The sequence below is a fragment of the Pedobacter deserti genome (assembly GCF_024436415.1).
GTDB classification, from domain to species: Bacteria; Bacteroidota; Bacteroidia; order Sphingobacteriales; family Sphingobacteriaceae; genus Pedobacter; species Pedobacter faecalis.
Genome location: NZ_JAFMZQ010000001.1, coordinates 2259599 through 2271721 on the forward strand (window position 1 = coordinate 2259599; position 12123 = coordinate 2271721).

A 12123-nucleotide genomic window follows, 5' to 3' on the forward strand; every position below is an offset into this window, starting at 1 on the left:
TATGAAACGCTATCTCACCATCACATTTTTTTCCGTTGTCGGTTTACTCTTGGCCTTTATGCCCAGGCAAGACAACCCTGCGGAACGAATCGCAGGCATGCTTCAAAAATGGATTGCAAGCAATCCTCAGGAGAAGGTCCACCTTCATACAGACAAGCCCTACTACGCAGTAGGCGATACCCTTTGGTTTAAAGGCTATGTTACGCTTGGAGCGAAAAACGAGCCTTCAAAAAAAAGCGGAGCACTCTACGTGGATCTCATTAACAACAAGGACTCCATCATGAGGTCTTTAAAGTTTCCCGTTACCTCAGGTACAACCATGGGCGATATTGTCCTGCTCGATGAGTATCCAGCCGGCAATTACCGGCTACGTGCCTATACCCAATGGATGCGCAATGCAGGACCTGAATACTTCTTTGAAAGAGCCGTTTGGATAGGCGATTCATTTGCAGGGTTCAGCGATACAGACCAGCGGGAGGTTGAAGCTTCCGGCAAGAGGAAAAAGAGAAATGAAACGCTGGAGAAGACCAAGCCCACTTCGCTGTCCGAAAGCGATGTGCAGTTTTTCCCGGAAGGCGGCTATATGGTGAACGGGATTCGCTCAAAAATTGCGTTTAAGGCAGTAGCGCCAAATGGGCGCGGCACACCAGTAAGTGGAGTCATTTTGGACGGTCAGACAGAAATTCTGCGTTTCAAAAGTCTCCATGCAGGCATGGGCAACTTCATGCTAAGCCCTGATGTAGGTAAAAACTATCAGGCCAGAATCCGCTTTGCCGATAGCACCGAGAAGATCGTAACGCTACCGAAAGCACTTCCACAAGGTTACGTACTCTCCGTTTACCAACCCAATCCCGATAGTTTACTTGTCAGGATCTATGCATCTGCGGGCTCGTATGGAAGCAAAGCCTCGCCTCGAAACGTGTATCTCGTCGCCCAGTCGGGCGGCGAACCCGTGGCATCCCTTAAGGTAGGACTTACCCGGGCTATGACTTCCGTCTGGTTAAAAAAAGATGATTTCCCAAATGGAGTCGCCCAGTTCAGCCTCTTCAATGGCCAATACGAACCACTCAATGAACGACTGGCTTTTATAAAAAACAGCAGGAAAATGGACGTCGATATCCGGTCCGACAAACGCAGCTATCAGCCCAGAGAGAAAGTACAGCTTAAATTAAGCTCCACAGACGAGTCCGGATCGCCGCTGGCCGGCAATTTCTCTGTTTCTGTAGTCGACGAGCATAGGGTGCCGCACCACGAGGAAAACGGACATACTATCCTGTCAGACTTGCTGTTAGTTTCTGACATCAAAGGATACGTAGAACAACCAAACTACTACTTCATAGATAAATCGCCAGAAGCCCCTCAGAAACTCGACAACCTGATGCTAACGCAAGGCTATAGGCGGTTCGACTGGCAGGAGCTGATCCGGGCAATCGGCAATACGGCGAGCCCCAATCCATCGCAGCCGAAATTCGCCGCAGAAGGCCTTGGTACAGAAGTTAGCGGAAAAGTACTCACACTTACGGGACAACCGGTTCCCAATGGCACGGTAACGCTGATGTCGTTACGACCCGGGTTTTTAGAGGTAATCAAAACAGATGCAGCCGGAAAATTCCAGTTCAATCCAATCATGATTACCGATAGTCTGAGTTTTGCCGTTCAGGCGACAGGCAAGAAAAACACCAAGAAAGTAGAGATCATACTGGACACCGTCGCCAGACAAAAAATTACGCCTGGCAAGATCAAGCCCGATTTCCTAGTTCAGGATTCTTCTGCGATGGAAACCTACCTGCAAAATGTCAGAAGGGAGGACGAGCAATTGGTTAACCGCGGATTTTCCGGTCGCGCAACACGCTTAAAGGAAGTCCGGATCAAGGCAAAAAAACGCCAGCAGGAGTTAACCGCATTTACACAAGGGCCCTTCCATATCCCGGATGGGCATGCAGATCAGACGTATAAGCTAAAAGACACGGAAGGCTGTCCTACACTAGGCGATTGTTTAAAGCGCATCGTTGCAGGGGTCGTATTTCAGCCCAATAAAGATGGCACAGTATTTAATTATCCACACTATTTTGAAGGTGGGGCGTTAATGCCAATGGCTGTTTTCCTTAATGGAAGGAGCCTAAGGAATGATTTCGAAATCTCGGACGTACTTGATAATAACATGGTAGCTCCTGAGGACGTGATCAAGGTGGATGTGGTAAAGAGAAACCAGGCTTTAATGATGGTTCTCAATAGTGGACCGGCACTGCTCATTTACACCAGGCCCTTTAAAAAGAAGATATATATCCCAAACGTTGCCAACATTAAACCCAAAGGCTTTAACCGGGCACGCTTCTTCTATTCGCCTAAATATGATAAGCCCGGGATAACGAATCAGCTGGCCGACCATCGATCTACCATCTACTGGAATCCTGGCGTCCGTACTTTCGGCAATGGAACAGCTACGCTCAGCTATTTCAATGGAGACGGACCAGGAACCTACCGGGTCACCGTAGAGGGGATCAGTGCCGCGGGCGATCTGGTGCACCAGGTCTACCGTTATGAGGTTTCCGGGCCGGGTCCATCGGCATCGCGTAGGCCGGTGACTAAAGCAAGTGAACAATCTTCAAAGATCATATCGGCTTTTAACAGCAACCAGAAGCGCATGCCTGGTGAGAAGCTCTATCTACACCTCGACAAGTCCGCCTACCAAATTGGCGATACCATGTGGTTTAAGGCCTACCTGATGGATAACAATTTAATGCCCTCAAAAAACAGCGGCATTTTGTATGTCGACATCAACAGCGATACCGGTTTTACCGCAAGGCGGGTAAGCGTTAAACTGCAGTCGGGCATAGGATACGCGCAGATTCCTTTAAACCCCAAGATCTTCCGGGAGGGTGGATACACCGTACAAGCCTATACCAACTGGATGCAGAACTTTGGACCAGAATCCTTCTTTACGCAGCGCTTTTACCTGGGAAAACCAACCCGGAACAGCTGGCTCGTCAACTCCTCGGTGGCCACAAAAACAACGGGAGATGGGCATAGTATCCAGGCCGACCTGCTGCTGAAGCGTTTCGACCAGTCGCCCGCAGGGCTAAGAGATGTTGATGTCCTGATTATGGAGGGCGACCGGGAAATCAATAAGCAGCGACTTCAGACTGCTGTCGACGGGTCGCTTCAATTTACCTATCCCCTTAAAGAAAAGTACGACGCACGGAGCATAAGGGCCGTGATTAAGAGTGTCCATCCAAACGATGGTAACCAGGTACTTAAAGTGCCGTTAAGCCTGCAAAGGGAGAAATATATCGATCTGCAGTTTCTGCCGGAAGGGGGGAACCTGGTAGCAGGGCATTCTTCCACTGTCGCTTTCAAGGCATTGGCCGAAGATGGATATGGCATCCACGCAGAAGGTGAAATTTGTGATTCATTAGGGCGTGTAGTAACGACGTTCAAGAGCTTTTACAACGGCATGGGCAAGTTTTCTTTTACGCCGGCTCCGGGTCATAAATATACTGCGAGACTTATGCAGTCGGGCAGGATAATAAAAACATTTCCTTTACCGGAGGTTAAAGCCTCCGGGTCGATACTGAAAGTATGGAATCCCCTGGCGGGCGACTCCATCAGGGTCTTTGCACGGATCAGTCCGGCGCAGGGGCAGTCTCCAGACAAGTTTACGCTCATTGCCACCTCGGGGGCAACAGTAACCTTTGTACAGGATATTCTCTTAGCCGATAGTTTAAGTGTGAACCTCCATAAAGATCTGTTTCCCACCGGCATTACCCGCATTGCACTCCTCAGGAATGAACAGCCGGTCAACGAGCGCCTGATATTCATAGATCATCGCGACGCCCTGCAGATCGCCCTCAATACAGATCGCCAGTCCTACGCCAAGCGTGGTTCCGTTAGCATTGGTATTGAAGTTAAAGACAGCTATGGAAAACCTGTATCGGGTGAGTTATCCGTTTCTGTGACCGACGACAGCCAGATCCACGGGGACACCATGGGCAATGACGCAATCACTACCCGTTTATTACTCCAGGCCAATCTGAAGGGACATATCGAAACACCTGGTTTTTATATGTATGGAGCAGGGAAGGACCGTTGGGAAGCACTGGATAATCTTATGCTCACACAGGGCTGGACGGGTTACCGCTGGGAAACGGAAGAACAAGCGCCGGCCCAACCAGCGTATCTTGCAGAAAAGGAGTTGAAAGTCGCCGGTATGGTCACCAACCTTTTTAAAAAGCCGGTGGTCGGCGCCCGCATGCTTGTCTCTTCACAAAATCCAGCCTTCATTGCCGAAACAGTCACAGACACCGCCGGCAGGTATGTCATAGAAAACCTGCCGCCCATCGATTCCGGAGCCTTCTTTATTCAGGCACGCACGCCAAAAGGAACTTCCATGAACTTCGGGGAGGTATCTGTTGAACAGTCGTTTAAGCCAGCCCCTTCCTTACTGAATTACCAGAATCAGATCGCCCCCTGGTACGTAAACGCAGATGCTGCCCGACTGAACCAGGTAAAGTATCTCACCCTCAACGAACCAGAATTTAAATTTCAGGGTGGTATTACCCTGAGAGAGGTTGCGGTAAAAAAGGTAAAAAGGCGACCCGGTTCCTTCAATGCTTTCCCGAAGGACACAGATTATTGGTTCACCGACAGCGATATCAAGGAATCTACGACCACCGATCTGTATGAATTCCTTATGCAAAAGCTGCCCGGATCACGATTGGTCAACGATTATTCTAAAAAAGGGCGTGGTGGCATTGTGGCTTTCAAATGGAATGGGTTCACAACCATACCCACTGCCGACATTTACATCGATGGTGAATCCCTGGCAAAAGTGATGCAAATCCGTAACGTCACTTCGATTTCGGAGGTAACTGAGGGACTAAGAAGTATAAAAGCTGTTTCATTGAAGGCTGTAGAAGTGGCGCGCGGATACGCTGTAAAGCGTCGTGAAAGCGTAGGTACATTGTACCTGCAAACGAAAAGCGGCAGGGGCTGGTACAGGGTGAGTGAACCGGATATTGCCCATTACAGGCCGGTGCCTACGGTCCGTCCACAAGCGTTTTACAGCCCGAAATATACGGTGACCCAAACCAGCGCGGCAGACAACGATTTCCAGTCTACAATCTATTGGAAGCCCGATATCACTACAGATAGTGAAGGCAAGTCGAGGATAAGTTTTTACACTTCTGATGTTACAGGAAGCTATACGCTCAACATACAGGGAACCGATATGAACGGCCACTTCGGCAGCACCACAATGAAGATCAAGGTTGGTCAGGCCAGCGATGCCGGCGCAAAAAGCGCAAGTAAGCTTTAGGTATAGCCGAGTATTTTCAACACCTGCTTGCTGTTCTGCTCCTCACCAAACACCTCAAAGTTGAAGGTCTCGTCGCGGTTCCTTCTAATGATCACGTGTTTAGGGCTGGGGAGCAGACAGTGGTGTATTCCGCCATAACCGCTAAGCACTTCCTGGTAGGCACCCGTATTAAAAAAGCCCAGGTATTGTACTTTTCGCGTCTTAGGCATAAATACACTGTTCATATGCGCCTCCTGGTTGTAATAATCCTGTCCGTCGCAGGTAATACCTCCAAGGTTAACACGCTCGTATTCAGAGTCCCAATTGTTTACCGGCAACAGGATATACTTCTGGTTCAGCGCCCAAACATCAGGCAAATTGGTAATGAAAGAACCATCCAGCATCAGCCATTTTTCACGGTCGTTTTGCTGCTTACGGCCCAGAACTTTATAAAGAATTCCGGAAGCCTCGGCCACGGTATACTTTCCAAACTCGGTAATGATGTCCGGTTCAATCACATCGTGCTCCGCACAGATCTCCTTGATACGTTTCACGATCTCATTCACCATATATTCATAGTCGAAATCGAAAACCAGGGAATCCTTAAACGGCATACCACCGCCTATATCCAGCGTATCCAGTTCAGGGTTTACCTTTTTAAACTTGCAGTACAGCGTTACGTATTTTTCAAGCTCGTTCCAGTAATACGGCGTATCAGAGATACCCGAATTGATAAAGAAATGCAGCAGCTTTACCCGGAAGTTCGGATTTGCAGAGATCTTGTTGTTGTAAAAGTCGATCACATCCTCCATCCTGATGCCCAGGCGGGAAGTATAAAACTGAGAATCCGGCTGTTCCTCAGAGGCGATCCGGATCCCTAGGTTACAAGGCGTGTCCATCTCAATCTCATCGTCGAACAGATTAAATTCCTCCTTGTTATCCAGTACCGGGATAATGTTCTTGTAGCCATCGTGCAGCATATCGATGATATACTGCTTATACTGATAGGTTTTAAAACCGTTACAGATCACGGTGATGTCCTTCGTTAAAGCGCCCTTTTTCTCCAGCGCCTCAATCATAGGCATATCAAAAGCCGAGGAAGTCTCCAGGTGGATCCCGTTTTTAAGCGCCTCTTCCACGATATGCTTAAAGTGCGAACTCTTCGTACAATAGCAGTATTTATAGTCGCCCCGGTAATTGTTTTTCAATATGGCCGTCTGGAAAAGAATCTTCGCCTGCTGAATCTTCTTCGTTACCATAGGCAAATACGTGAAACGCAATGGCGTACCATAAGTTTCAATCATCTCCATCAGGTTCAGGTCCTGAAAATACAACTCATCATCTATAACGCTGAAACCTTCCTGCGGAAAACCAACGCTTAAATCAAGAAACTCGGAGTAACTCTGCATTTATATCTAAAAGTTTTTGCAAAAATGTAATTTTAAATTGACATGTACTTTGTACGCTAAATATTTTTAATGTCAAAAATGCTAGCGCTGAGCTAAGGGAAGATGTATCTCCGCAAGCATGCAGCGCGCGCTTCCGCCGCCGTTTTGTTCAATGGTATATAAAGGCGAATAAACGAGCCTGGCATGCTGTTCAAGCACAGATACCTGGTCTTGGCTTAGCGATTTAAAAGCCTGTTCAGACATAACCAGTAAAGATTCACCTGCTTCATTCCTTACCTGCAGCATGTTTCCCGCAAAGCTGCCCATTTGCTGGAAATCGATCTCGATCAGCGCTTTACCTGTATCCCGCAACCGCTGAGCCACCAAGGCCCGCTGTGCCGGGTCGGGTATCGCCTCCAGACATATCACAGCGAAGGTATCACCAACGCACATCATCACGTTTGTGTGGTAAATCGGGAATCCGCCGGCATCCAGAGCACTGAAAACAACCGCAGTGTATCCCGACTGCACACAAAATTCATGAAGTACAGCCTCGTTGGTACGTAAAGACAGGCAGGCATATGCAATTTTATGATCGCGGTCCAGCACCATGCTGCCTGTACCTTCCAAAAACATATGCTTCGCCTCGAAATTCGAAAGATCCCCCACATCTTTGATCTGAAATCGGGTACTTAAAGTCGAAATCACGTCGCCCCGTCGCTCATGCCTGCGGTTTACCGAGAACATCGGGTATAGATATACCGTGCCATCATCATGGAAAGAGACCCAATTGTTTGGAAATATCGAGTCGGGCGTTTCCGGCTGCGGCGTGTCATCGATTACCGTGACATTTACACCGTTGCTTCTCAACACCTCAACGAACTGATCGAATTCCTTAAGCGCCTGCTCGTGTACCTGATCCTGCAAATCAGAGGCTTTCTGAAACTTGTTGTTTTCAGCAGTCTGTTCGTTAAACCTGAAGTTTACCGGACGGATCATCAAAATATTACGGGTTGTCTGCATAACTATATCATATCTCTAAGAATAGGAAGACTCATACAATGAAACCCGCCGCGCGCCCTCGAAAGTTCGGCGGAAGGCATCAGGATCAACGTATCCGTAATCTCTTCCACATTTTTCGTTCCGTTTTCCAGCTCCTGCAGCAAATCCTGAACTTTCACCACCGCAAAACCATTGCTCTTAAAGGCCTCAACGGTTTTGTCGTTCCGGTCGTACCCCAAAACCACACCCTCTTTTATGGCAAGCAAATTACAGGAGTCCGTCCACTGCTCCCGCGCATCGTAAGGAAAGGCACCGTTGCCGCTGTAAATAAACCTGGTAGGCGCATCGCTTTTCAGATCATTCTGACTGATATCATCCAGCAGCGCCTCAATATTCTCAAAACTAACCGGCAGCTTTTGTCCCTTCACAAACTGTTTAATCTCCGTCGCATCCCGGTTGTCAGGCTCCAGCAGATGCCTGATCGGTTCATCATCTGAGCTTTGCTGATTCCGGAATATCGTACTCAGCAGCGTCCACACATTACGTTTCACCTGCGTAAATACCGTGTCTATATGCATAAAATCCCGCTTGTTCGGAATCTTGATCACCGTCACCTTCTCCACCACGTTGTTATCAAACAACAGCTTAATCGCTTCATTGGCACCATAAGCCGAGGTACGCTCGCTGCAACCGATCAGCACATGATTCGGGCTCACCATCATCACATCACCACCCTCAAGTGTGGTGCGGTGATCCTCTTCCTCACCCGGACGCAGAAAATGCTGCGCCGCATCAGGTATCTCTAGGATATTGTCGCGATAAGCCTCAAAAACCGGGTGATTAAAAAACACATATCGCATTAGTAAAGTCTCCCTGCTGCGCGCCTTCTTAGCCGGCTTGTTGAGCAGGATATGCTTATTGATCGTGATGCCCACATCACGCGTAAAAATCAGGTTAGGGATAGGCGCAAAGATCATATGCTCATCGTCCAGGCTCCCCGAAATAAAGATCTTCGCAAGCTCCTTAGGATCTGTCTCAATCATCTGCTGCTGAAGCCTATAGGTGCAGCCCTCTATTGCACATACAGAAGCCACCAGCTTCTTGCGGATCGAGTCGTCCGCCAAAATATCCGCCAGCAAATTCTGGATTTCGATCACCGAAGAAGAATTATGGAAATCCGCGTGGTCAGGCTTGTAAAAGCCACGGTTTGCTTCCTCAGAATCAATATTTTTCAACTTCCCTTTAATCTTATCCGGATCGAGGAAATACATCAAAAGTTTAACATAATAGTCGTATTCATGCCGCCGGATGGTATCCAGATGTACAATATCCTCAAAAAGCCAGTCCTGAGCCTTTGATGGTACAACTTTTCCAAGACCGCTGTCCGGACTATGGATCAGAAGCTTACGCAGCCTGCCGATCTCGGTGCTTACGCTTACACGAAAATTTTGGTTTTGCTCGATCATAATAAGTTCTAGTTATGGCAAATCTACTCAATTTATGTACTTTTGACCATGGAATTTATCATCAGCGCTGCAGTAGAGGGAATCAAGCATCTATACCAGGAAGAAGTACCCCGTAGTGTCATCAATATACAAGATACAAGAAAAGAATTTGAAGGACAGGTCACCATTGTCGTGTTTCCAATCGTCCGCCATTCCAAAAAATCGCCCGAGCAAACCGCACAAGACCTGGGCAATTACCTCGTCGAAAAGCTGGAAGAAGTCACCGGCTTCAATGTCGTAAAAGGCTTTCTAAACCTGAGTATCTCCGATGCATTCTGGGTTAACCTGTTCAATACAGCACTCTTACAGCCCGACTTCGGTACCTTCCCCTCCAACGGCCGTAAAGTGATGGTAGAATATTCCTCACCCAACACCAATAAACCACTCCACCTGGGTCACGTTAGAAATAACCTGCTTGGTTATTCCGTGGCAGAACTCCTTAAAGCCGTCGGATGCGAGGTTACTAAAGTGAACCTGGTGAACGACCGCGGCATCCATATCTGCAAGTCGATGTTGGCCTGGCAAAAATGGGGTAACGGCGAAACGCCCGAAAGTACCGGGATGAAGGGCGACCACTTGGTAGGGAAGTACTACGTGGTGTTCGATAAAGAATATAAGAAGCAGATCGACGAGCTGAAAGCTGCGGGGCAGACAGAAGAGGAAGCCAAAAAGAATGCGCCGCTCATCAAAGAAGCGCAGAAGATGCTCCAGCTCTGGGAATCCGGCGATGCCGAGGTGATCAGTCTGTGGGAGACCATGAACGGCTGGGTGTATCAAGGCTTTGGCATCACCTATAACAAACTGGGGGTCGATTTCGATAAATACTATTATGAAAGCAATACCTATCTGCTGGGTAAAGACACGGTAGAAGAGGGGCTTGCCAAAGGGGTATTCTTCAAGAAGCCCGATGGTTCCGTGTGGATCGACCTGACGGCCGACGGACTCGATGAGAAGCTGGTGCTGCGTGCAGACGGCACCTCTGTGTACATCACCCAGGATCTGGGAACCGCGCAGATGAAATATGACGACTTCGGTACGGAGGAATCTATCTATGTGGTAGGCAATGAGCAGGACTACCACTTCAAGGTTTTGTTCCTCATTCTTGAGAAACTAGGTAAAAGCTGGGCCAAAGGGCTGTATCACTTATCGTATGGGATGGTCGACCTCCCCAGCGGTAAAATGAAATCCCGGGAAGGAACGGTGGTCGACGCCGACGACCTGATCGAAGAGATGGTCGAGACCGCCAGAATCAAAACAGAAGTATTGGGTAAAACCAACGATTTCGACGAGGCAGAAAAAGCCAACCTGTACTACAACATCGGTATGGGCGCCTTAAAGTACTTCCTGCTGAAGGTAGAACCTAAAAAACGCCTGCTGTTTGATCCTAAGGAGTCTATCGACTTCCAGGGAAACACCGGTCCCTTTATCCAATACACCCACGCAAGGATCCGCTCCCTGCTGGCTAAGGCAGCCTATGTACAAGACAGCCCTGTGGAAGCAGCCATCAATGCCTCAGAGCGCGATATGGTGATGTTATTAGCAAAGTACCCGTCCGAATTACAGGAAGCAGCAGCGGCACACAGCCCGGCTACACTGGCCAACTATCTATACGAAGTCGCCAAACTCTTCAACAAGTTCTATCACGAGGTACCGCCAATCATTAAAGAAGAAGACAACAACCTAAAGCAATTCAGGTTAAATCTCTGCGCAGTTACCGCCAGCGTACTCAAAAGAGGTATGCGCCTGCTCGGTATTGAAGTACCAGAAAGAATGTAGGGGATAGGCTTAGTCCTTCTCCTTCGTCTTTTCCACGCCCGGCTTGGTTGAAACATCCTCCTTCTGGCGTTGCTGTCTCGAAAGCATCGGACTTTTGGCCGGGCGCTCATCGCCCAGCAATACGCCCCATTGCTTAAACATCTGCGTACGGTCGAAGATCACCTTGAGCACAGCGATCACAGGCATAGACAGGAACATTCCGGAAACCCCGGCAATGCTGCCGCCCACAATCACCCCCAGAATGGCAAACAAAGCATTGATCTTCACCTTAGAGCCCACTATTCTCGGCATTAAGATGTTGTTGTCCAGAAACTGTACCCCGGCAATCACCAGCAAAACCGTAATCACCGGCCACAGCTCCGTAGAAGAGGTCAGCGTAAGCAATACCCCGATCAGGTTGCCGATCAATGCACCCACATAAGGGATCAAGTTCAGCACCGCGAAAATCACCCCGATCAGGAGCGCATGCTTAATCCCCACCAGCATCAAAATACCCCCCAGCAAAATCGTCATATACGTCACCTGGATCAGCAAACCTACCAGGTAATTCTTAATGATCGCTTCCGTTTCATATACAGCTTCCTTAACCTTAGGATGATCACCCTCCCTAAACCACATGAACACAAACCTCAGCAACAAGTCCTTATAGAAGAGCATCAGGTAAATGTATATGGGCAGTAAACCCACAAAAACAAAGATCGAGCTTAAAGTCACCGCCGTACTGCTCGCAGCCTTTCCGGCCATACCCAGCAGATCATTGCTCTTATCATTAATAAACTTGATCTGCTCCTTCGTAGAAAAGTCGCTTATCCTGCTGATCCATTCACTTAAAGCATTCAGGTGAATCGCCACGTTCTCCTTAATCTGCGGGAAATCCTTCACGAGCATGCCCACCTGCGCAGAGAAGAACCAAATGATCCCCGCCAGAAATATCGCCAGCATCAGTATCGGCAAGATGATCGCCAGCGCCTCCGGCATTCTGATCTTCCTCAGGTAGCGGTACACCGGCAATAAGACAATGCTGATAAAAAATGCCATGATAATAGGCATGATGATGTCATTTCCCAGTACCAGGATATAACCCAACAACACAATCCCTAAAAGCTCAATGGAGCGGCGAACGGTAAGCGGTAAATTTGACATGATGCAATCTTAACAC

At 48.4% G+C, this 12123-nt stretch carries 6 protein-coding genes; 2 read left to right on the forward strand and 4 right to left on the reverse strand.

Going from position 1 to position 12123, the window contains the following annotated elements:
- Position 1 precedes the first annotated feature (1 nt).
- Positions 2-5314, forward strand: a complete 5313-nt coding sequence (locus J3P40_RS10295) for a carboxypeptidase-like regulatory domain-containing protein (protein WP_256005183.1) — start codon at positions 2-4, stop codon at positions 5312-5314.
- Here the strand turns inward: J3P40_RS10295 and J3P40_RS10300 are convergent.
- The 3 genes from J3P40_RS10300 to J3P40_RS10310 form a co-directional block, all read right to left on the reverse strand.
- Entirely contained in the window at positions 5311-6702 is a 1392-nt protein-coding gene (locus tag J3P40_RS10300) for an arginine decarboxylase (RefSeq protein WP_256005186.1), read from the reverse strand. The genes J3P40_RS10295 and J3P40_RS10300 overlap by 4 nt on opposite strands.
- Before the next feature lie 81 nt (positions 6703-6783).
- A complete protein-coding gene (ctlX, locus tag J3P40_RS10305; RefSeq protein ID WP_256005188.1) occupies positions 6784-7704 on the reverse strand; it encodes a citrulline utilization hydrolase CtlX in 921 nt (306 codons plus the stop codon).
- Positions 7705-7706: 2 nt separating this feature from the next.
- Complete coding sequence (locus J3P40_RS10310) at positions 7707-9149, reverse strand: arginine deiminase family protein (protein ID WP_256005190.1); 1443 nt, start codon at positions 9147-9149, stop codon at positions 7707-7709.
- 48 nt (positions 9150-9197) lie between these two features.
- On the opposite strand from J3P40_RS10310, the gene argS reads away from it, so the two are divergent.
- Positions 9198-10964, forward strand: a complete 1767-nt coding sequence (gene argS, locus J3P40_RS10315) for an arginine--tRNA ligase (protein ID WP_256005193.1) — start codon at positions 9198-9200, stop codon at positions 10962-10964.
- A 9-nt stretch (positions 10965-10973) separates the two neighbouring features.
- On the opposite strand, the gene J3P40_RS10320 is transcribed toward argS, so the two are convergent.
- Positions 10974-12107: an AI-2E family transporter gene (locus tag J3P40_RS10320; protein WP_256005195.1), complete on the reverse strand. Its 1134-nt coding sequence runs from the start codon at positions 12105-12107 to the stop codon at positions 10974-10976.
- Positions 12108-12123: the final 16 nt, after the last annotated feature.